This is a genomic window from Actinokineospora inagensis DSM 44258, assembly GCF_000482865.1.
GTDB classification, from domain to species: Bacteria; Actinomycetota; Actinomycetes; order Mycobacteriales; family Pseudonocardiaceae; genus Actinokineospora; species Actinokineospora inagensis.
In genome coordinates, this window is sequence record NZ_AXWW01000039.1 from 48,867 (window position 1) to 73,361 (window position 24,495).

General features: G+C 71.3%; 6 protein-coding genes. 5 read left to right on the plus strand and 1 reads right to left on the minus strand.

Annotation, left to right across the window (positions count from 1 at the left end; translation table 11 throughout):
• Positions 1 to 20 precede the first annotated feature (20 nt).
• The 5 genes from H504_RS0116810 to H504_RS0116830 all read left to right on the plus strand — a co-directional run bounded on the left by H504_RS0116810 (position 21) and on the right by H504_RS0116830 (position 23,576).
• Positions 21 to 18,983 (plus strand): non-ribosomal peptide synthase/polyketide synthase, encoded by an 18,963-nt coding sequence (locus tag H504_RS0116810; protein ID WP_026423721.1) that lies wholly within the window; start codon positions 21 to 23, stop codon positions 18,981 to 18,983.
• Positions 18,984 to 19,347: 364 nt separating this feature from the next.
• Positions 19,348 to 20,610 carry an MFS transporter gene (locus tag H504_RS0116815; RefSeq protein ID WP_051385956.1) on the plus strand — a complete coding sequence of 421 codons (1,263 nt, stop codon included), beginning with the start codon at positions 19,348 to 19,350 and terminating at the stop codon, positions 20,608 to 20,610.
• Complete coding sequence (locus H504_RS0116820) at positions 20,607 to 20,804, plus strand: MbtH family protein (protein ID WP_026423723.1); 198 nt, start codon at positions 20,607 to 20,609, stop codon at positions 20,802 to 20,804. Before H504_RS0116815 ends, H504_RS0116820 begins: the two co-directional genes overlap by 4 nt.
• A 1,093-nt stretch (positions 20,805 to 21,897) precedes the next feature.
• A complete protein-coding gene (locus H504_RS0116825) occupies positions 21,898 to 22,659 on the plus strand; it encodes a carbohydrate ABC transporter permease (RefSeq protein WP_084467811.1) in 762 nt (253 codons plus the stop codon).
• Positions 22,656 to 23,576, plus strand: a complete 921-nt coding sequence (locus tag H504_RS0116830) for a LacI family DNA-binding transcriptional regulator (protein WP_026423725.1) — start codon at positions 22,656 to 22,658, stop codon at positions 23,574 to 23,576. The genes H504_RS0116825 and H504_RS0116830 overlap by 4 nt, the downstream gene beginning before the upstream one ends.
• Here H504_RS0116830 and H504_RS35525 read toward each other — a convergent pair.
• The gene (locus H504_RS35525) at positions 23,553 to 24,431 is read right to left on the minus strand and encodes a carbohydrate ABC transporter permease (protein WP_051385957.1); all 879 of its coding nucleotides are present in this window, start codon (positions 24,429 to 24,431) and stop codon (positions 23,553 to 23,555) included. The two genes, H504_RS0116830 and H504_RS35525, sit on opposite strands and share 24 nt — an antisense overlap.
• Between the last annotated feature and the right edge of the window lie 64 nt (positions 24,432 to 24,495).

Below are 24,495 nucleotides of genomic sequence, written 5' to 3' on the forward strand. Positions count from 1 at the left end.
CGCCCCGGGAGCAGCCAGCCATGACCACCTCCAAGTCCCCACGCCAGAGCCGTTTGGACGCCCTTCCGCCGCACCTGCGCGCCCAGATGGAGAAGCGCCTCGCGGGCAAGGCCGGTAAAGCCCCGGTGCAGGAGCAGATCCCGGTCGCCGCTCGCGGCAACGCCCTGCCGTTGTCGTCCGCACAACAGCGGCTGTGGTTCCTCAGCGAGTTCAACCCCGGCGGCAACGACTACAACTCCGGTACCGCCCTGCGCTTCACCGGCATCCTCGACGTCACCGCGTTGATCTCTGCGATCCGCGCCCTGGTCGCCCGCCACGAGTCGTTGCGCACCACGTTCAAGGAGGTCGACGGGCGGCCCGTGCAGATCGTGCACGAGTCGATCGACCTGCCGGTCCCGGTGGTCGGTTGTGCCCCGGAGGCGCTTGCCTCGACCCTGCAGGACGAGTTCTCCAAGTCGTTCGACCTGCGTGAAGGCCCGTTGCTGCGGGCGATGTTGGTCAAGCTCAGCGACAACGAGCACGTCCTGCTGCTCACCTCCCACCACATCGCGGTCGACGGTTGGTCGCTGGGGGTGCTCACCGAGGAACTGGCCGACCTGTACGCCGGTCGCGACCTCCCCGCCCCCGATCTGCACTACGCCGATTTCGCCGTGTGGCAGCAAAACAGGCTGACCGGTCCGACGATGGACAAGCACCTGGAGTACTGGCGGGACGCGCTGTCCGGGTCCGAGCCGCTCGGCCTGCCCGCGGACCGCCCGCGTCCGCCGGTGCGGACCCCGGCGGGCGCGGCGCACCAGTTCAGTGTCCCGGCGGCGTTGACCGCCCGGCTCACCAACCTGGCTCGCGCCAACGACACCACCCTGTTCACCGCGCTGATGGCGGCCTGCCAACTGCTCGCCGCCCGCTACAGCGGCCAGGACGACGTGGCACTGGGCACGGTCACCGCCGGTCGCGGCCGGGCCGAACTGAACCGGGTTGTCGGGTTCTTCGTCAACACCGTCGTACTGCGGTCCACTGTGGATCAAAACGTATCCTTTGTGGACTTCCTGCGCGTGGTCAACGGCACCGCGCTGGACGCGTTCAGCCACGACGAGGTCCCGTTCGACCGGTTGGTGGAGGCCGTCGGCGCCCCGCGCGACCCGAGTCGCAACCCGCTGTTCGACGTGCTCGTGTTGCTGCAGAACGCCGCCAAGGGCCTGCCCGACTTCCCCGGCCTGACCGTGGCAGAGGTCGACCTGCGCCGCTGGGCCGCGAACTTCGACCTCAGCATCGAGTTCAGCGAGCGCGGCGACCACCTGGACTGCGTCCTGGAGTACAGCACCGACCTGTTCGACGCGGTCACCATCGAGCGGTTCGCCGGGCACCTGCTGACCCTGCTCGACGGCGTCATCACCGCCCCCGACCGGCCGATGGCCGACCTGCCGTGGCTGACCGAGTCCGAGCTGCGCACCGTCACCGAGGGCTGGAACGACACCGTCCTGCCCGTCGAGGCCGCCACCTTCCCCGCCGTCTTCGAGAGCCAGACCCGCCGGACACCGGACGCCACCGCCCTGGTCTTCGCGGGCGAGTCGCTGACCTACGCCGAGTTGAACGCCCGCGCCAACCGGGTCGCACACGACCTCATCGCCCGGGGCGTCGGGCTGGAGCAGATCGTCGCGGTCTCGTTACCGCGTTCGGTCGACGCCGTCGTAGCCCAGTTCGGCGTGTTCAAGGCAGGCGCGGTCTACCTGCCCGTCGACCCGTCCTTGCCCGCCGAGCGCCGCGCGCACCTCGTCGAGGACTCCGGCGCCGTGCTCGTCCTGGATGGCGCGCTCCCCATCGATGGTCCGGACACCGACCCGAAGACCGGGCTGCGGCCGGACAACACCGCGTACGTCATCTACACCTCCGGCTCGACCGGCAAACCCAAGGGTGTCGCGGTCGAGCACCGCGCTCTGGTGAACCTGCTGCGCAGCCACCTCGCCGACTTCGCGGGCGGTAAGCGGCTCCGGGTCGCGCTCTCGGCCGTGTTCTCCTTCGACACCTCCCTCGAAGGTCCGGTCCTGATGGCGGGCGGCCACGAGCTGCACCTGCTCGGCGACGACATCCGCCTCGACCCGGACGCCCTGGTCGACTACGTGGTCAGCGCGCGGATCGACTTCCTCGACCTCACCCCGTCCTACCTGCGCAAGCTCCTGCCCGCCGGTCTGCTCGCGCACCCGGACCACCGCCCGTCCGTGCTGATGCTCGGCGGCGAGGCCCTGGGTGACGACCTGTGGCGCGAGCTCGGCGCGCTCCCGGACACGGCCGTGCACAACTTCTACGGCCCCACCGAGACCACGGTCGACGCACTGTCCACTGTGGTCGATGGCAGCCGTCCCGGCATCGGTCGCCCGCTGCGCAACCTGCAGGCGTACATCCTCGACGCCGACCTCCGCCCCCTGCCCATCGGCGTCCCCGGTGAGCTGCACATCGCGGGCGCCCAGCTCGCGCGCGGCTACCTGCACCGGCCGGGCCTGACCGCGGACCGGTTCCTGCCCAACCCGTTCGGCCCGCCCGGGTCCCGCATGTACCGCACGGGCGACCTGGCCCGCTGGACCGCCGACGGCACCGTCGAGTACCTGGGCCGCACCGACGACCAGGTCAAGATCCGCGGTTTCCGCATCGAGCCCGGCGAGATCGAGGCCGCGCTGCTGGCCCGGCCCGGGGTGCGCGAGGCCGCCGTGGTCGCCCGCGAGGACGGCGGCCACCGCAGGCTCGTCGCCTACCTGGTCGCCGACGACCTGGACCCGGCCGTGCTGCGGGCCGCGCTCAAGGAGACCCTGCCCGACTACATGGTCCCCGCCGCGTTCGTCGGGCTCGACAAGCTCCCGATGACCCGCAACGGCAAGCTCGACAAGGCCGCCCTGCCCGCGCCCGAGTTCGGCGCCGAGGCGGCCGACCAGTATGTCGCCCCGCGCGACGAGACCGAGGCGCTACTCGCCGACCTGTGGGCCGACGCGCTGGGTTCCGCGCGGGTCGGGGTCACCGACAATTTCTTCGCCCTCGGCGGCGACTCGATCCTCAGCATCCAGATCGTGTCCCGCGCCCGGCAGGCCGGTCTCAAGCTCACCTCGCGCGACGTGTTCGTCAACCAGACGATCGCCGAACTCGCCCTCGTCGTCACCCGGGAGGAAGCGCCCACCGAGCGCGCCGTCCCGGTGGGTCCGGCCCCGCTGACCCCGATCCAGCGGTGGTTCTTCGAGACCCACGGCCCCCGCGCGCACTTCACCATGTCGGTGCTGTTCGACCTCGCCGAGGACACCGACCTGACCGCGCTGGAAGGGGCGCTGCGGGCCGTCGTGAACCACCACGACGCGCTGCGCAGCCGGTTCCGCCACGTCGACGGCCAATGGCGGCAGGAGCCCGCCGACGTCGGGGTTTCGTTGGCCCGCGGCGGTGGCATCGAGGCCGCCCGCGCCGAGATCGACCTCGCCGACGGCCCGCTGCTGCGCGCCCTGCTGCTCGACGACGGCAGGCTGTTCCTCACCGTGCACCACCTCGTCATGGACGGCGTGTCCTGGCGGGTCCTGCTCGACGACCTGGTCACGGCCTACACCCGGCTCCGCGACCAACAACCGGTGGCACTGCCCCCGGTCGGCACGACCTTCGCCGAGTGGGCGCACCGGTTGCACGGGTTCGTGGCCGACGGCGGCCTCGACCCCGCGAACGACCACTGGACGGCGGTGCCCACCCCCGCGCCGCTGCCGGTGGACCTCCGGGTTGACGGGACGACCGGTCCCGTCAACACTGCGGGCAGCGCCGCGTCGGTCACCGTGCGGTTGGATCCCGCCACGACCGACGCGGTGCTGCACTCCGTGCCCGAGCGCTACCGCACCCGGGTCAACGACGTGCTGCTCAGCGCCCTGGCCAGGGTGCTGACCCGGTGGACCGGCGAGGACACCGCCGCCATCACCCTGGAGGGCCACGGCCGCGAGGAACTGCTCGACGGCGCCGACCTGACCCGCACCGTCGGCTGGTTCACCACCCAGTTCCCGGTGTCGCTGGACGTGCCCGGCGGCAGCGACTGGGGCGCGGTGCTCAAGTCGGTCAAGGAGCAGTTGCGCGCGGTCCCGCACAACGGCCTGAGCTACGAGGCGCTGCGCTACCTCACCCCGGACAGCCCGCTGGCCGGTCGGCCGCTGCCGCAGATCGGGTTCAACTACCACGGCCGCTTCGACACCGGTGACGACGAGGGTCTGCTCGGCGCCCGGCACGAGGCGGGACCGGACGTGGACCCGGCCGCCGAGCGCGACTTCGCGATCGAGGTCATCGGCGTGGTCGAGGCCGACCAACTGGTGCTGACCTGGGAGTACTCCACCGCGCTGCACCACGAGGCGACCATTCGCAGGTTGGCCAACGCGACCACGATGGCGCTGCGCGAGATCGTCCGGCACTGCACCGTCCCCGGCTCCGGCGGCCGCACCCCGTCGGACTTCCCGCTGGCCAGGCTCACCCAGTCCCAAGTGGACGCCATCGCGGGCGACGGCACCGGTGTCGAGGACATCTACCCGCTGACCCCGCTGCAGTCCGGCATGATCTTCCACAGCCTGGTCGACCCGGACAACGGCGCCTACGTCGACCAGGTCCGGCTGGTGCTCGACGGCGTCACCGACCCGGCCGCGCTGGTCGCCGCGTTCCAGTCCGTTGTGGACCGGACGCCGGTGCTGCGCACGGCCGTGGTGTGGGAGGACGTGGCCGAGCCGGTGCAGGTCGTGCGCCGCTCGGTCCGGCTCGCCGCCGACATCCGGGACTGGCGCGACCTGCCCGAGGCCGACCAGGCGAAGGCGATGCGGCACCTGCTGGCCGAGGACCGCGCGCGACCGTTCCGGTTGGACACCGCGCCGCTGCTGCGGGTCTCCGTGCTGCGGCTCACCGACGAGCGGGTGGTGCTGGTCTGGTCGTCGCACCACGTGCTGCTGGACGGGTGGAGCACCGCGCAGGTCTTCGGCGAGGTCGTCGAGCGGTACACCGACCTGGTCGAGGGTCGCGCGCCGGTCACCCCCGTGCGCAGGCCGTTCCGCGACTACCTGCGCTGGTTGTCCGAACAGGACAGTGCGGCCGCTGACGCGCACTGGGCGGGTGTCCTGTCCGGGTTCGCCGACCCGGTGGCCGTGCCGTGGGACCACGCGCCCGCGCAAGCCCACCGCACCGAGTCGAGCGCGTCGGTCAAGGCGGACCTGGACCACGCTCAGTCCGACCGGCTCCGGGCCGCCGCGCAACGGGCCGGGTTGACGGTGAACACCGTGGTCCAGGGCGCGTGGGCGCTGCTGCTGTCGCGGTGGGCGGGCACGACCGATGTCGTGTTCGGCACGACCGTGTCCGGTCGTCCGGCCGAGCTGAACGGCGTCGAGTCGATGGTCGGCATGTTCATCAACACGGTGCCGACCCGCGTCCTGGCCGACCCCGGCCGACCGGCAGGCCAGTGGCTGCGTGACATCCAGGCCGGTCAGAGCGAGTCCCGGCGGTTCGACTTCCTCGCCCTGCCGCGCATCCAGGCGCACAGCTCGGTCGCCGCCGGTGCCGCGCTGTTCGACAGCGTCGTGGTCTTCGAGAACTACCCGTTCGAGGACGCCTCCCGGGACGACGGGCTGCGGGTCGCCGAGGTCCACGCGATCGACACGACGAACCTGCCGCTCACCCTGTCCGCGCACGTCGACGACCGGATCCACCTCGACCTCGGCTACGACCCGGCCCTGCTCGACCGCCCCACCGCCGAGCGGGTCGCGGGCTGGCTGCGCGCCCTGGTCACCGCCCTGGTCGAAGACCCCGAGCGGGCGATCGGCGCGCTGCCCTGGCTGTCCGATGTGGACCGCGAGAAGGTGCTGGTCGAGTTCAACGACACCGACCACCCGCTGCCGTTCGAGCCGCTGACCGAGGTGTTCGAGCGGCAGGCCACCCGCACCCCGGACGCCACCGCCCTGGTCCACGACGGCCGGTCGCTGACCTTCGCCGAGGTCGAGGCCATCGCGAACCGGTTGGCGCACAAGCTGATCGCCGAGGGCGTCGGCCGGGAGAGCGTGGTCGCGCTGACCATGCCGCGCTCGGCCGAGACGGTGATCGCCATCCTGGCGGTCGGCAAGGCGGGCGCGGCGTTCCTGCCGGTCGACCCGTCGCTGCCCGCCGAGCGCATCGCCTACCTGCTCGACGACGCCAACCCGGTCTACGTCCTGGACGGCACGACCGACACCGCCGGGTTCCCCGAGATCAGCCCCGGCCTGGACATCAGCGCCGACCAGACCGCGTACGTCATCTACACCTCCGGCTCCACCGGCCGCCCCAAGGGCGTGGTGGTCACCCAGGGCAACCTCTCCGCCCTGCACCAGGACCACCGGATCGACATCACCAGCGTCGACCGGACCCGGTTCGCGCTCACCGCGACGTTCTCCTTCGACACCTCGCTGGAGGGCCTGCTGTTCCTGGTCGACGGGCACGAGGTGCACGTGATCAGCGAGGAACTGCGGATCGACCCGGCCGCGTTCGTCGGCTACGTCACCGCGCACGGCATCGAGTACGTCGACCTCACCCCGACGCACGCCGCCCACCTCGCCGCCGCAGGCCTGCTCGACAGCGGCCTCAAGGTCCTCATGCTCGGCGGCGAGGCGCTGACCGAGAAGCTGTGGCGGGACGCGCGGGACAAGGGCCTGACCGTCGTCAACTACTACGGGCCCACCGAGGTCACGGTCGACGCCACCGGTCTGTTCTCCGGGCAGCACGAGCGCCCGCTCATCGGCCGCCCGCTGCGCAACCTGCGCGCTTACGTCCTCGACCAGGATCTCAACCTGATTCCGCCGGGCGTCCCCGGTGAGCTGTACCTGGCGGGCACCCAGGTCGCGCGCGGCTACCTGGACCGCTCGGGCCTGACCGCGGCCCGGTTCGTCGCCGACCCGTTCGGCCCGGTCGGGACCCGGATGTACCGGACCGGTGACCGGGTCCGCTGGACCGAGGACGGCTTCCTCGACTACCTGGGTCGCGCCGACGACCAGGTCAAGATCCGCGGTTTCCGCATCGAGCCCGGCGAGATCGCGGCCGTGCTGCGTGAGCAGGACGGCGTCACCGACGCCGCTGTCGTCCCGTTCACCGACGCCACCGGTACCCGGCTGGTCGCCTACGTCGTGGGTGAGCCGGGTGGCGACCTGCGGGCCGCGTTGGCCCGTGAGCTGCCGGACTACATGGTCCCGGCGGCCGTGCTGTCGCTGCCGTCGCTGCCGGTCAACTCCAGCGGCAAGCTCGACCGGCGTGCCCTGCCCGCACCCGAGTTCGCCGCCACCGCCGCCCACGTCGAACCGCGCACCGAGGCGGAGCGGGTGGTGGCCGCCGCCTGGGCCGATGTGCTCGGGCTGCCGAAGGTCGGTGCGGAGGACAACTTCTTCGCCCTCGGCGGCGACTCGATCCTGAGCATCCAGATCGTGTCCCGGCTGCGGGCCGCGTTCGGCACCCAGATCTCGCCGCGCGCCGTGTTCGACCACCCGACCGTCGCCGCGTTGGCGCGGGCGGTGCCGGGGGAGCGGACCGACGCGATTCCGGTGGTCGAGGCCGCGGGCCCGGTGCCGCAATCGTTTGCGCAACGCCGGTTGTGGTTCATCGACCAGTTCGAGCCGGGCGACACGGAGTACGTCAGCCCGACCGCGCTCCGGCTCACCGGCACCCTCGACGTCGCCGCGCTCACCACCGCGTTGACCGCGCTGATCGCCCGGCACGAGTCCCTGCGCACCACGTTCGACGAGGTCGACGGCCAGGCCGTGCAGATCGTGCACGAGCCGTACCCCGCTGATCTGACCCTTGTGGACGGTGACGCCCACGAGGTCGTCGCCCGGGAGAGCGCGCGGCCGTTCGACCTGCGCACCGGCCCGCTGTTCCGGACGACCCTGGTCCGGGTCGGGCCCGAGGAGCACGTGCTGGTGCTGACCCTGCACCACATCGTCACCGACGGCTGGTCGACCGCGATCCTCACCGACGACCTGTCCGCCCTCTACCGGGCCGCTCTGTCCGGTGTGGACGCGCAGCTCCCGGAGATCCCGGTCCGCTACACCGACTTCACCCGGTGGCAGCGGTCCCAGGAGGTCGACCTCGGCTTCTGGAAGGCGGCGCTGTCCGGGGTCGAGCCGCTGGAACTGCCGCTCGACCGGCCGCGTCCCGCGGTGCGGACCAGCGCGGGCGCCAAGCACGAGTTCACCCTGCCCGCCGAGTTGCTGACCGGGCTGCGCGCGGTCGGCCGCCGCACCGACAGCACCCTGTTCAGCACGCTGCTGGCCGCCTGCCAGGTGCTGTTCGCCCGCTACAGCGGCCAGGACGACATCGCGCTGGGCACCGTCGCCTCCGGTCGGGACCGCGCCGAGCTGGAGCGGGTCGTCGGGTTCTTCGTCAACACGGTCGCCCTGCGCTCCACAGTGGACATCCGGCGGCCGTTCGCCGAACTGCTCGCGGGCGCCCGGTCCACGGCGCTGGAGGCGTTCGCCCACCAGGACACGCCGTTCGAGCGGGTCGTGGAGGCGGTCGGCCCCGAGCGGGACACCAGCCGCAGCCCGCTGTTCGACGTCATGGTGCTGCTGCAGAACACCCCCGACGAGATCCCCGCGCTGCCCGGCCTGGCGGTCGCCGAGGTCGACATCCCGGTCACCTCGTCCACCCACGACCTGACCTTCGAGTTCCAGGAGTCCCCGGCGGGCCTGCGCGGCGCGGTCGAGTTCAACCCGGACCTGTTCGACCTGGACACCGTCGAGCGGCTGGCCCGGCACCTGGGCACGCTGCTGGCCGCCATCGCCGCCGACCCGACCACGGTCGCGGGCGACGTCTCCCTGGTCGACGCCGACGAGGCCGCCCTCATCGAGTCGTGGCAGGGCACGCGGGCGGTCTCTTTTGACCCGATCTATCGGTCTATTTCTGCCCAAGCGAAGACGGCGCCGGATGCCACCGCGCTGATCGGGATTGATGCCCGGCTGACGTTCGCCGAGGTCGAGGCCAGGTCCAACCGGCTGGCCCACCACCTGATCGGGCTCGGCGCGGGCCCGGACACGCTGGTCGCGCTGTCCTTCCCCCGGACGACCGACATGATCGTGGCGATCCTGGCCGTGCTGAAGACCGGCTCCGGCTACCTGCCGATCGACCAGGCCATGCCCCAGGACCGGGTCGAGTTCCTGCTGGACGACGCCCGGCCGACCGTGGTGCTCACCGACATCCCGGACCTGACCGGCCTCCCGGACACCGATCCCGGCGTCGACCCGCACCCGCGCAACATCGCCTACGTCATCTACACCTCGGGTTCGACCGGCAAGCCCAAGGGCGTCGTCGTCGACCACGGCAACCTGTGCGCGCTCACCGCCACCCTGCGCGCCGAGCTGATCGACCCGCTCGGCGAGCCGCTGGACTACGGCGAGACGTCGGTGTTCTCCTTCGACACCTCGCTGGAAGCGCTGATGTTCCTCGGCGCGGGCCACCGCGTCCACATCATCGACGACGAGACCCGGCTCGACCCGCACGCCCTGGTCGCCTACGCCACCGAGCACCTCGACATCCTCGACGTCACCCCCGCGCACGCCAACCGCCTCGCCGAGGCGGGCCTGTTCGACGCCGGTCTGCGGGTGATGACCCTGGGCGGCGAGGCGATCAACCCGGCCCTGTGGCGCGACCTCGCCGCCTCCGACATCGACGCCTACAACCTGTACGGGCCGACCGAGGTCACCGTGGAGGGCACCTGGTCGCCGATGGTCGGGGACCACCCGGTCATCGGGCCGCCGCTGTCCACCGCGCGCGGCTACGTCCTCGACGACCAGCTCCGGCCGCTGCCCATCGGCGTCCCCGGTGAGCTGTACCTGGCCGGTCCGCAGGTCACCCGCGGCTACCTGGGTCGACCGGGCCTGACCGCGAGCCGGTTCCTGGCCGACCCGTTCGGCACCCCCGGCACCCGGATGTACCGCACCGGCGACCGGGTCCGCTGGCTCGCGTCCGGCACCCTGGAGTTCCTGGGGCGCGCCGACGACCAGGTCAAGATCCGCGGTTACCGGATCGAGCCCGGCGAGGTCTCCGCCGCGCTGAAGAAGCACGACTCGGTGCTCGACGCGGTCGTGGTCGCCCGCAAGCTCAACGGCCACCTGCGGCTGGTCGCCTACTTCGTCGGCGAGGAGGCCGACTACCCGACCTTCCTGCGCCAGACCCTGCCGGACTACATGGTGCCGTCCGCGTTCGTCCGCCTCGACCGGCTGCCGACCACGCACAACGGCAAGATCGACCACCGCGCCCTGCCCGAGCCGACCGTCACCGTGTCCACCACGCACGTGCCGCCGCGTCCGGGTACCGAGAGCGACCTGGCCCGGATCTGGGCGGACGTGCTCGGTGTGCCCGAGGTCGGCGCCACGGACAACTTCTTCGCGCTCGGCGGCGACTCGATCCTGAGCATGCAACTGGTGTCCCGGGCCCGCGCCGCCGGGTTCACGATCACCTCGAAGGACGTGTTCGTCCGGCAGACCATCGCCGAACTGGCCACCGTCGCCACCCGGGAGACCACGGCCGCCCCGGAACCGGTGATCACCGGACCCGCGCCGCTGACCCCGATCCAGCACTGGTTCTTCGCGACGCACACGCCCGAGCAGCGCGACCACTTCACCATGTCGATGACCTTCACCCTGGCGCCCGACGCCGACCACGAGCGTGTGCTCGCCGCCGTGGCCAGGGTCGTCGAGCACCACGCAGGCCTGCGGTCCCGATTCGTCCAGACCACCGCCGGTTGGGTGCAGGAGCCGACCGAGGGCGGGCTCGCCGAGCGGATCGACATCTCCCAGGGGCACATGGTCCGGGCTTGGGTCGACGGCGACCGGCTGCACCTGGAGGCGCACCACCTGGTGATCGACGCCGTGTCCTGGCGGGTCGTGCTGGCCGACCTGGAACGCGCCTACCGCGGCGAGTTCCTGGAGCCCACCGTCCCGTTCGGACACTGGGCGCACCGGTTCACCGAGTTCACCCTGGACGGCGGGTTCGACGCGGACCTGCCGCACTGGCAGGCGGTCCCGGTCGACGGGGCACTGCCGGTGGACGCGGACGGCGACCGGGACACGGCGGCCTCCTTCAGCGTCACGCTCGATGCCCAGACCACCGACGCCCTGCTCACCCAGGTCCCGGACGCCTACCGAACCCAGGTCAACGACGTCCTGCTGGCCGCGCTGGCCCGCGCCGTCACCGACTGGACCGGCGGGCCCGCCCTGGTCAACCTGGAGGGGCACGGCCGCGAGGAGATCATCGACGGGCTGGACACCGGTGGCACCGTCGGCTGGTTCACCAGCCAGTTCCCGGTCGCGCTGCCGGTCGCCGACGGCTGGGCGGACACGCTGAAGTCGGTCAAGGAAACCCTGCGCGCCATCCCGCACCGGGGCTTGGGCTACGAAGCGCTGCGCCACGTGAAGGGCACGCTGGCGGACCGGCCGGAGCCGGAAATCTCTTTCAACTACTTGGGTCGCTGGGATGCGGGTGACGCCGCTGAAGGGCTACTGCGCGAGCAGGTCGCCGACCCGGAGCGCACCGGACCGGTCATGCCCCGGCCGCAACTGCTGGACATCACGGCGGCGGTGACCGATGGCGTGCTCAGCGTCGACTGGGAGTACGCGCCGGGCGTGCACGAAGAGTCCACCGTCCGCGCCGTCGCCGACCGGATGATCGACGCCCTGCGGGAGATCGTCGCCCACTGCGCCGAGTCCGGTGGCCGTACCCCGTCGGACTTCCCGCTGACCCGGCTGACCCAGTCCGAAGTGGACTCATTGGTCGGCGACGGATCTGGTGTCTCGGACATCTACCCGCTGACCTCGTTGCAGGCCGGGATGCTGTTCCACGGACTGCTCGACGCGGACGCCTACGTCAACGAGACCCGGGTCCGGCTGCGCGGCGTCACCGACATCCGGCGGCTCGGGCAGTCCTGGCACGACGTGGCCGAGCAGAACCCCGTGCTGCGCACCCGGATCGTCTGGCAGGGTGTCGCCGAGCCCGTGCAGGTCGTCCTGGTCGGCTCGCAGATCGCGGTCAGCTACGGGTCTACTGTGGACACTGGGCTGGACCTGGTGCACGGGCCGCTGAACCGGGTGGTCCTGGACGAGGTCGAGCCGGGTGTCGTCGACCTGCTCTGGGTCTCGCACCACGTCCTGCTGGACGGGTGGAGCACCGCGCAGGTCTTCGCCGACGTCCTCGCCCGCTACGCCGGTGCCGCCCTGCCCGCGCGGCGGCCGTTCCGCGACTACCTGGAATGGCTTGGCGCGCAGGACATGACGGCCGCCGAACGGCACTGGCGGGCGGTGCTCGCCGGGCTGGACGGTCCGACGCCACTGCCGTTCGACCGCAAACCGGTCGACGCGCACCAAACCCGGTCGACCGCACACGTCCAGGCCGATCTCCCGGTCGGCGACGTCGGTGCGCACGGGTTGACGCTGAACACGGTCGTACAGGGCGCGTGGGCGCTGCTGCTGGCCCGCTACAGCGGCGAGGACGAGGTCGTGTTCGGCACCACGGTGTCCGGTCGGCCCGCCGACCTGCCCGGGGTCGAGGACATGGTCGGCATGTTCATCAACACCATCCCGTCCCGCCTCCAGGTCGACCGGCGCGGCGACGCGCTGACCTGGCTGCGCGGGGTGCAGGCCGCCCAGGCCGAGTCCCGGCGGTTCGACCACGTGTCGCTGGCCCAGGCGCAGGCGTGGAGCGGTGTGCCCAAGCTGTTCGACAGCGTCGTCGCCTTCGAGAACTTCCCGGACGGCGCCGAGACCGAGGGCGCCCCGGACGTCGAGACCGTGGACGGGGCCGAGGCCACGACCCTGGCGATGAGCCTCGTAGCCCACCTCGACGGGGGCAGGCTCCGCGTCGAGCTGGGCTACGACCCGGCGCTGTTCGACGAGACCACCGCCCGCACCTTCGTCGGCCGGTTGGTCGCCCTGGTCGGCGCGCTCGCCGAGAACCCCACGCGGGACCTCGCCGACCTGCCGTGGCTGACCGAGGCCGAGCACGCGCTGGTCACGGTCGGGTGGAACGACACGGCTACCCCGGTCGAGCCCGTCGCTTTCCCCCGGTTGGTGCGGATCTCCGACGAGCCCGCCATCGAGCAGGGTGACCGGGTGCTGACCTACGCCGAGCTGGACACGGCCGCCAACCGGGTCGCGCACCTGCTCCGCGAACGGGGTGCCCGCGCGGAGACGATCGTGGCCCTGAGGCTGCCCCGGTCGGCCGATCTGGTGATCGCCCAGCTCGCGGCGCTCAAGGCCGGTGCCGCCTACCTGCCGATCGACCCGAACTACCCGGCCGAGCGCATCGCGTTCATGCTCGACGACGCCCAGCCGGTCCTCACCCTGGACGAGCTGCCGGACGCCACCGGCTACCCGGAAACCGCGCCCGAGGTGGCGATCCCGGTCGACGCGCCCGCGTACGTGATCTACACGTCCGGCTCGACCGGCAGGCCCAAGGGCGTTGTCGTCACCCACCGGGGGCTGGCGAACTTCGCCGCCGCCGAGATCGACCGGTTTGACGTGCGGCCGGGTGACCGGGTGCTGGCGTTCTCCTCGCCGAGCTTCGACGCGTCGGTGCTGGAGCTGTGCATGGCGCTGCCCGCCGGGGCGACCCTGGTCGTGCCGCCGGTCGGACCGCTGGTGGGCGAACCGCTCGGGGCCGCGCTGCGTGACCTGCGGATCAGCCACACGCTGATCCCGCCGGTCGCGCTGGCCACCGTCCCCGCAGGTGAGTTCCCCGACCTGCGCACGCTGATCGTCGGCGGCGACGCGTCCTCGGCGGACCTGGTGCGCCGGTGGGCACCGGTGACCCGCCTGATCAACGCCTACGGCCCGACCGAGGCGACCGTGGTGGCCACCTGGACCGAGCCGCTGGCCGGTGCAGCCGCGCCGCCGATCGGTCGACCGCTGCCGAACACCCAGGTCTACGTCCTCGACGACACCCTGCGGCCGGTCCCGGTCGGCGTGCCCGGCGAGCTGTACGTCGCCGGTGTCGGCCTGGCGCGGGGATATCTGCGTCGGCCCGGGTTGACGGCGTCCCGGTTCATCGCGAATCCCTTTGGTACCGGGCGGATGTACCGGACCGGGGATGTCGTGCGGTGGACGCCTTCCGGCGAGCTGGTCTTCGTCGGTCGGGCGGATGACCAGGTCAAGGTGCGCGGGTTCCGGATCGAACTCGGCGAGATCGAGACGGTGGTCGGGGCCCAGGAAGCGGTTTCCGCGGTCGCGGTCGTGGTCCGCGAGGACGAGCCGGGGGTGAAGCGGCTGGTCGCCTACGTCGTCGGCTCGACGGCCGGGCTGCGTGACACGCTGCTCGCCGCGCTGCCCGAGTACATGGTCCCGGCCGCCTTCGTTGAGCTGGACGCACTTCCGTTGACCGCCAACGGAAAGCTGGACCGCCGTGCGCTGCCGATTCCGGAGTGGACCGACGCGCCGGGCTTCGTCGAACCGCGCACCGACGCCGAACGCGTGGTCGCCGGGGCGTGGGGCGAGGTGCTGGGCGTCAAGCGGGTCGGCGCCACGGACAACTTCTTCGCGCTCGGCGGTGACTCGATCCTGAGCATCCGGGTCGTCGCCCGCCTGCGGGACGCGCTGGGCACCGACGTCTCGCCGCGACTGCTGTTCGACAACCCGACGGTTGAAGGGCTCGCGGTCGCCCTCGGTGGCGCCGCCGCCGCCGAGTCGATCCCGCCGCTGCCCGAGGACGCGGAGTCGCCGCTCTCGTTCGCGCAGCAGCGGCTGTGGTTCCTGCAGGAGTTCGAGCCCAACAGCACCGAGTACGTGACCCCGCTGGCCATCCGGCTGCGCGGACCGCTCGACCTCGGCGCGGTGACCGCCGCCATGACCGCGTTGGTCGCCCGGCACGAGTCGCTGCGAACGACGTTCCACGAGGTCGACGGGCAGGGCACCCAGGTCGTCCACCCGGCCGCCGAGGTCGCGGTGCCGGTGGTCGACGTGACCCCGGCCGGGCTGGAGTCCGCTTTGGACCGTGCGGCGGCCGAGCCGTTCGACCTGACCACCGGACCGCTGCTGCGTTCGGTCGTGTTCCGGATCGGTGCCGAGGACCACGTGCTGGCGCTGACCATGCACCACATCGTCACCGACGGCTGGTCGGCTGGTGTCCTGATGGCCGACCTCGCCGCGTTGTACGACGCCGAGGTCACCGGCACCGAGGCCGAACTACCGCCGCTGCCGATCCGCTACCGGGACTTCGCGGCCTGGCAACGTGGTCGGACCGAGGTGATGGCCACCCAACTCGACCACTGGCGCGGTGTGCTGACCGGGGTGCCCGCCCTGGAGTTGCCGACCGACCGGCCGCGTCCCGCCGTGCACACGACCACGGGAGCGCAGGTTCCGTTCACGGTTCCCGCCGAGGTGGTCGACCGGCTGCGCGAGGTCGCCCGTGCGCAGGACGCCACCCTGTTCATGGTGCTCGTCGCCGCGACCCAGATCCTGTTGCACCGTTTCACCGGTCAGAACGACATCGCGGTTGGCACGGTCGCCGCCGGGCGCGAACACCCGGACCTGCACAACCTGGTCGGGTTCTTCGTCAACACACTGGTTCTTCGGTCTACTGTGGACTCGTCGGCGTCGTTCGACGGGTTCATCGGCCAGGTCCGGTCGACCGTGCTGGACGCGTTCGCCAACCAGGACGTGCCGTTCGAGCGGGTCGTGGACGCGGTCGCCCCCGAGCGCGACACGAGCCGCACCCCGCTGTTCCAGGCGATGGTCGTGCTGCAGAACGCGGTCGGCCGCGCGTCCGGCCTGGCCGGGGTCGAGGCGTCGGATGTCGCGTTCCCGGTGGTCACCGCCGCCTACGACGTGACCTTCGAGTTCCACGAGGAAGACGGCGGCGACCTGCACGCCACCCTCGACTACAACACCGACCTGTTCGACCCGACCACGGCCGACCGGTTCGTGGCGGGCCTGGACGCCCTGCTCGCGGCGGCCTCGTCCGCCCCGTCGACCAGGTTGGGCGCGCTGCCGGTGATGACGCCGGACGAGCGGGGACGGGTCCTGGTCACCTGGAACGACACCTTCGTCGCCACCCGGCCCCGGACGTTGCCCGAGCTGGTCCGGCACGCGGCCGCGCTGCGACCGGACGACCCGGCCGTGGTCAGCGGCTCCTCGGTGATCACCTGGGCCGAGCTGGACGCGCGGACCGACCGGGTGGCGCGGGCGCTGGTCGCCCAGGGCGCCGGGCCGGAGACCGTGGTGGCGGTGCGGCTGGGGCGTTCGCCCGAGCTGGTCGTCGCGGAGCTGGCGGTCGCCAAGGCCGGTGCGGCGTTCCTGCCGATCGACCCGAACTACCCGGCCGACCGCGTCGACTACATGATCGCCGACGCGGAACCGGTGCTGGTGCTCGATTCGCCGGTCCTGCCCGAGGTCGTGTCCGACCTGGTGCTGCCCGAGCCGGTCCTGGCGAACCCGGCGTACGTGATCTACACGTCCGGTTCGACCGGCAAGCCCAAGGGCGTCGTCGTGACCCACACCGGTCTGGCGAGCTTCGCGGCCGCCGAGGTCGAGCGGTTCGACGTGCGGCCGGGTGACCGGGTGCTGGCGTTCTCCTCGCCGAGCTTCGACGCGTCGGTGCTGGAGCTGTGCATGGCGCTGGGCGCGGGCGCGGCGATCGTGGTGCCGCCGCCGGGACCGCTGTTGGGCGAGCAGCTCGCGGCGGTGTTGGCCGACGAGCGGATCTCGCACACGCTGATCCCGCCGGTCGCGCTGGCCACCGTTCCGGTGGGCCAGTTCCCCGACCTGCGGACCCTGATCGTCGGCGGCGACGCCTGTTCGGCCGAACTGGTCGCCCGGTGGGCCCCGGGGCGGCGGATGATCAACGCGTACGGGCCGACCGAGTCCACTGTGGTCACCTCGTGGAGTTCGCCGCTGGAACCGGGCGGGGTGCCGCCGATCGGTCGGCCGATCCACAACACCCGGGTCTACGTGCTGGACGCGGACCTGGAGCCGGTTCCCGTTGGTGTGCCGGGAGAACTGTACGTCGCGGGCTCGGGCTTGGCGCGCGGGTACCTGCGTCGGCCGGGGTTGACGGCGTCGCGGTTCATCGCGAACCCGTTCGACGGCGGGCGGATGTACCGGACCGGCGATGTCGTCCGCTGGTCGGCCGACGGTGCGCTGGTGTTCGTCGGTCGGGCGGACGACCAGGTCAAGGTGCGCGGGTTCCGGATCGAACTCGGCGAGGTGGAGTCGGCCCTGCGGGCGCACCCGGACGTGGTCGACGCGGCCGCCGCCGTCCACACCGATCCCGCCGGGCACAAGCGACTCGTCGGCTACGTCGCGGGTTCTTCGTTGCCGGACAGCGCGGCACTGCGCGAGTTCCTGGTCGAGACCCAGCCGGACCACCTGGTGCCGACGGCGTTCGTGCTGCTCGCGTCGCTTCCGGTGTCGCCCAACGGGAAGGTGGACCGCAAGGCGCTGCCCGCGCCGGACCTGAGCGTCAGCACGGTCGCCTACCTCGCTCCGACCAACCCGGTGGAGGAAGCCCTCGCGAAGGTCTGGGCGGACGTCCTCGGCATCGACCGGGTCGGCCTGGCGGACAACTTCTTCGCCCTCGGCGGCGACTCGATCCTGAGCATCCAGGTCGCCGCACGGGCCCGTCAGGTCGGGTTGAAGGTCGCCACCAAGGACCTCTTCCTGCACCAGACCATCGGCGACCTGGCTCCTGTCGTGTCCTTTGTGGATGAAATCGCCGATCGGGCGCCCGTTACCGGCCCGGTGCCGTTGACGCCCATCCAGCGCTGGTTCCTCGACAGCCCGCGCGAGGGGTACCACCACTTCAACCAGGCCCACTACGTGGAGCTGACGTCCACACCGGACATCGCGGCGCTCCGCGCGGCCTTGTCGGCCTTGCTGGCTCACCACGACGGTCTTCGGCTCCGGTTCTCGCGGGCGGATGGTTCGTGGCGCCAGTGGAACGACGATGTCGCGGAAGTCCCTCTGCTCGATGTCGTCGAACTCCCCGACTGGGACGCCGTCGAACCTGCCGCCGACTCCGTGCACGCCTCGTTCGACCTGGAGACCGGCCCGCTGCTGCGCGCCGTCCTGTTCCACGTGGCGTCCGAGTACCGCCTCCTCCTGGTCGCCCACCACCTCGTCATCGACGGCGTGTCGTGGCGCATCCTGGTCGACGACCTCGACACCGCCTACGGCCAGGCCCTGTCCGGCTCGATCGACCTCGGCAGCAAGACAACGTCCTTCCAGGACTGGTCCCGCCGCCTGCACGCCCATGTCGAATCCGGCGCCCTCGACGACGAAATCCCCTACTGGCAATCACACACGGGCGCCGGGCTCCCGTTGGAGTCCGCGGGCTCGCCCGGCACCGACGCCATCTCCGTCACTTTGTCCACAGAGGACACCGACGCCATCCTCCGTGGCGCCCCCACCACCTACCGAACCCGCGTCAACGACGTCCTGTTGGCCGCTCTCGCCTGGTCCCTCACCCGGTGGACCGGTCAGCCGAACATCGCCATCCACCTCGAAGGCCACGGCCGCGAAGACATCCTCGACGGCGTCGACCTCTCCCGCACCATCGGCTGGTTCACCACCATGTTCCCCGTGGCGCTGCGCGTCCCCGACGCCAACTGGCGCACCATCATCAAGGACGTCCGCAAACAACTGCGCATGCTCCCCGGCAACGGATTCGGCTACAGCGCCCTCCGCTACCTCGGCACCCTCCCCGCCCCCGCGACCGATCCCCAAGTCTCCTTCAACTACCTCGGCCAGTTCGACTCCCGCGCCCAGGACGCCACCACCAGCCTCTTCGGCCAAACCCACGGCGCCCCCGGCCAAGACCACCACTCCACCGACCGCACCGGCCACCCCCTCGACATCGTCGGCGAGGCCACCGACGGCCAACTCACCTTCGCCTTCTACTTCCAAACCGACCAACTCACCCACCCCACCATCACCACCCTCGCCGCCGACTTCACCACCGCCCTCCACGCCATCGCCGCCGACTGCCGGACCACCCGATGACCCACCCCCGCCCATCCACATCCCCTATGGCTATCCACCACCCACCCCACATCCCCCCGCCCCGGTCCCCCCGCCCCGGAAGAATGGACCTCGGGGGACCCTCACCCCGGATGATCTTGTCCACCCCGTTCCCGTCCACCCGGCCTGCCTTGGCACCTGGAACCAGTGAGCGCGTGGCCGGGCGGCGCCTGCCGTCGAACGGATTCGTAGTGGACCGGCCCGACCCGCGCGGATCAGTCCCGCCGGGCTGTCGAGTTGTCCACAGCCTGGTCGCCAAGCCGTCGGTTCCGTCGGTTCCCCCGCGTAGGCTCGATTCGGGGGCTGCTCAGGCAGGCTCGATCTTCACCCAACCGGGGGGAATCCGATGACCACCGAGCAGACCGAGGTGTCCACACAGGACCGGAAGGCCCCGGTCCCGCTGTCCCGCAACCGCAACTACACGCTGCTCTGGGTCGGCCAGGCGTGCGCGGAGATCGGCTTCAGCGCGAGCATGATCGCGTTCCCGCTGCTCGTCCTGGCCCTCACCGGCTCGGCCGCCGCGTCCGGTGTGGTGATGGCGGCGGACGCCGTCGCGCAGTTGGCGGTGGGGTTGCCCGGGGGCGCGCTCGTCGACCGGTGGGATCGCAAGCGGATCATGCTGGTGTGCGAGGCGGCACAAGTGGTCTCGATCGGGTCGCTCGTGGTCGCGGTCGTGCTCGGCATGGGGACGGTGCCGCACATGGTGGCGGTGGCCGTCGTGATGGGGGCGGGGCGGGCGATGTTCGAGCCCGCCGAAGACGCCGCCCTCCCCGCGTTGGTGCCGGACGAACAACTGGCCACCGCGGTCTCGATGAACGCGGCCCGGTCGTCGATCGGTCAGATGGTCGGCAACGCGCTCGGTGGCGCGTTGTTCACCATCGCCCGGTGGGTGCCGTTCCTGATGGACGTGATCACCCACCTGATCTCGTTCGTCGCGCTCGCGTTCATCCGAGTGCCGAAACGGGCCAGGGAAGCGACCCCGATCAAGCACCTCGGCCGCGAGATGACCGACGGGATGCGCTGGGTCTGGCGGCACCGCGAGATCCGCGTCACCGCTTTCTGCGCGCTCGCGCTGAACCTGTTCTTCAGCGCGTACTACCTCGTCGTCATCGTGCTCGCCGACAAGGGCGGTGTCCCCGCCGCGCAGATCGGTGTGATGGCCGCGATGCTCGGCGTCGGCGGTATCGTCGGCTCGCTCATCGCGCCGTACCTGCACCGCGTCCTGCCGCCGCACGTGTCCATCGCCGGTGTCTTCTGGGCCCTGACGATCCTGGCGCCGGTCGCGGTCTTCGCCCGTAACGGATTCGTCCTCGGCGCGTTGTTCGCAGGGATGGCCCTGCTCGCGCCGACCGCCAACACCACCATCACCACCCACCAGCTCCTGCTCACCCCCGACGACCTCCGCGGCCGCCTCAGCGGCGTGATGAGCGTCGTGGTCGGTGGGGCCGCCGCCCTCGGCCCCGCCCTCGGCGGCCTGCTCGTCGAGGCCGTGTCCCCGTCCACCGCGGTCCTCGTGTCCGCCGCGGGCATGGCGGCCGTCACCGTGCTGGTCACCATCAACCCCACCCTCCGCCGATACCCGAAGAACAGAGAGGAACCCACCCCATGAGGGACGACATCACCTACCAGGTCCTGACCAACGACGAGGAGCAGTACTCCCTCTGGCCCGCCGACCGCGACATCCCCGCGGGCTGGCACGCCGAAGGCACCACCGGCACGAAGGACGAGTGCACCACCCACATCGACCAGGTGTGGACCGACATGCGCCCCCGCTCCCTCCGCGAACACATGGACACCCACTAACCCCACCCCCCGGCTGGCCCCACACACGGGACGTTCGCCACCCGGGCGGCCGCTCGCCCATTGGGCACCAACTAGCCCCGACCCGCCCGGTCGGGCCTATCACGCGAGGGCCTTCGCCGCCCGGGTGGCTGCTCGCCCAATGGGCGAGCAGCCAACCTCACCCGCCCGGCGACACTCCGCACACGAGGACCTCGCCACTCCAGGTGGCAGCTCGCCAGTTGAATAGTGGTCAACCCTCACCTGCCCGGTTAGGCCCTCACGCCGCGGTCTTCGCCACCTGGGTGGCTGTTCGCCCGACGGCATTACTAGTCCTGGGGCCTTTCACGTGAGGGGCTTCGCCAGGGTGGCCGCTCGCCCAGTGGGCAGCAACCAAACCCTCACCCGCCCGGCGGCACCCCGCACGCAAGGACCCTCGCCACTCCGGATGGCCGCTCGCACACTGGTTGACGCGGAGGCCACCGGCAGCAGTTGTCCAAGCGGTTATCCACAGTGCCCGCAGCCGTCCCCAGCCCACCCGGCTCCCCTCTTGACAACCCGCGTTCCGCGCTATGTTCAGGAATGGGCCCCCGGCCCCCGGGTGGGCGGGCTCCTGCGTGGACCCGGGTGGGGATTTCGTCAAGCCGCCGCGCCGAGGGGTGGCCAGGGTGCCCTGGAAGAGTGGGATGGCCAGGTGGCGCGGAAGAAGTGTCTGGGCGAGTCGGCTGGCCGAGCGCGACGAGGTGGTCGGCCGAGTGCGACGAGGTGGTCGGCCCGAGCGTGCCGCGTGAGCGGGGCAGACGGGAGGAAAGGCGGGCTGGCCGGGCGGTTCGGGCGGGGCTGCTGGTGGATCTTCTCGGGTTGTCGGTGGTGGTCGGTAGCGTGGAGTCCGGGGCTGCTCAGTGCTGTTCGATCTTGAAGCCCGTCGCCCCAACCGCAGGCGTTCGCCGTCGTCCGGGTGCCCGCCTGCGATCCCGGCGGGGCGGGACCGCCTGCTCCGGGGCCGCGCCGGGGGTGCTCGGGTGGGGCGCGGTGGCGGGACAATCATCCGGTGAGCGGATGGGTTGGGCGGTTGGGCGGCGGCCGATCGGGTCGAGGGTGGCACTGGGTGACCGGATTGCTGCTCGGCTTTGTCGCCGGGTCGCTTTTTCCGTTCTACTGGGCGTACGCGGTGGGCAGCCAGCCGGGGGTGGGTGGGGCGCCGCTGGTGCCGGGGGGACACTTCTGGGGGAATGTTCGGCGGGTTTTCGACTCGGTGCCGTTCTGGGGCGCGCTCGGCAATAGCGCCATCGTGGCGGGCACCGTTACCGTGTCGACGGTGTTGTTCGCCAGCCTGGCCGGGTTCGCGTTCGCGCGGTTGCGCTTTCCCGGCCGCGATGGGCTGTTCACATTCGTGGTGGCGACGATGGCGGTGCCGACGCAGTTGGGGGTGATCCCGCAGTACCTGGCGATGGCGGAGCTGGGGTGGGCCGGTGGCCTGCAGGCGGTGGTCGTGCCGAACCTGGTGACGGCGCTCGGTGTGTTCTGGATGCGCCAGTACACCGTGTCGTCGGTGCCGATCGAACTGGTCGACGCCGCGCGCGTCGACGGGTGCGGGGTGCTGCGGGTGTACTGGCACGTCTGCCTCCCGTGCGTCCGGCCCGCGGCGGCCGCGCTCGGCATGTTCACGTTCATGCTGAGCTGGAACGACTTCCTGTGGCCGCTGATCGCGCTGGACGCCGACCACCCGACCGTCCAGCTCGCCCTGGAGCGGCTGCAGTCGGGGCACTACGTGGACTACCCGCTGGTGCTGGCCGGGACGACGGTGGCGACCGTGCCGCTGTTGGTCGTGTTCGCCCTGCTCGGTCGGCACGTGGCGACCGGGGTCAGGTTGGGGTGAACCTGGAGGAGGTGGCGCGGCTTGCGGGGGTGTCCCGGTCCACGGTCTCCCGTGTGCTCAACGGTTCCCCCGGTGTCAGCCCCCGAACCCGGGCCGTGGTCCAGTCCGCTGTCGCGTCCGCGCGCTACCTGCGCAACCACGCCGCGCGGTCGTTGGCGGGTACGACGACGGACACGATCGCCGTGGTGGTTTCCGAGGACACCGACCGGCTTTTCGACGACAGCTACCTCGCCGCCGTCCTGCGCGGGGTCACCGCCGGTCTGCCCGACCACCGCGTCGTGGTGGCGATGAACCCGGACGAAGTGACCACTGTGGATGGTGCGGTGGTGGTCAGCCTCAACGGTCACGACCCGCTGCCCGACCTGCTCGACGTCCCCGTGGTCCTGGTCGGGCGGCCACTGGTACATAAGATGTCCTATGTGGACAGTGACAACCTCGGTGGTGGTACGGTGGCCGGTCGCCACCTCCAGGGCCGCGCCAGGGTCGGCGTGCTCGCCGGGCCGCCGGACATCGCCGCCTGCGTCGACCGGGTGACCGGTTTCCGCCGCGCCATCCCGCGTGCCGTCGCCGTTCCCTGCGCGATGACCGCCGATGCCGGGGCCGCCGCCGTCGCGGGACTGCTGGCGTCCACACCGGACCTGGACGCCGTCTTCTGCGTTTCCGACGTCATCGCCGTCGGCGCGCTCCGCCACCTGAGATCGATGGGTGCCCGCGTCCCGCAGGACATCGCGGTTGTCGGATTCGACGATTCCCTGCTGTCCCAAGCGACGACACCACCGCTCACCACCGTCCGCCATTCCCCGGAAGACCTCGGCAACACCGCCGCTTGGCGCCTCACCGCCCAACTCGCGGGCGAACAACACCTCCCGCAATCCATCGTCCTCCCCACGGAACTAGTGGTTCGCGGCTCCAGTTGACCTCGTGGTGAGCACGTGGTTCACGCCGATGAGGACCGCGACCATCCCGAACAGCACCCACGCCATGGCCGACGCGTAGCCCAGCCGCTGCGTCTCGAACGCCGATTGGTACACGTACAGGGCGACGGTCTGGAACTGGCCGGAAGCGCCCCCGTTGTTCGACCCCGGTTGACCGTCGAACAGCTTCGGCTCGGTGAACACCTGCAACCCGCCGATGGTCGAGGTCACCAGCACGAACAGCAACGTCGGACGCAACAGCGGCAGGGTCACGTGCACGAACCGACCCCACCGCCCCGCACCGTCCACTGTGGCCGCTTCGTGCAGCACCCGGGGAATGGCCTGCAGCCCGGCCAGGACAACCAGGGCGTTGTACCCGGTCCACCGCCAATTCACCATGACCGCGATGGCCACATGACTCGCGATCCGGCTGCCCTGCCAGTCGACCCGCCCCAACCCCAGCCCGGACAACACCGTGTTCACCAGCCCGTAATTCGGCCCGAACAGGTTCGCGAAGATGATCCCCACCGCCACCAGGCTCATCGAACACGGCAGCAGAACCGCCACCCGCCACCCGGTTGACCGCCGGTCCAGCGCCAACGCCAGCACGACCGCCAGCACCAACTGCGGCCCGGTGGACAAGGCGAAGATGCTGAACGTGTTCACCACCGCCGTCCAGAACCGGTCGTCGGCCACCAGTTCGAGGTAGTTCGCCGGTCCCACGAACCGAGGCGAGCCGTCGACCAGTTCCCACGAGAACAGCGACACGTATCCGGTGAACACCACGGGAAACAGCCCGGTGACAACGAAAACCACAAAGAACGGCGCGATGAACAGATAGCCGTAGAACTTGTTCACCGGGCGATCTTCTTGGCACTGTGTCGACTTCTCCCACCACCCGCCCCCTCATCCCCACCCGGCA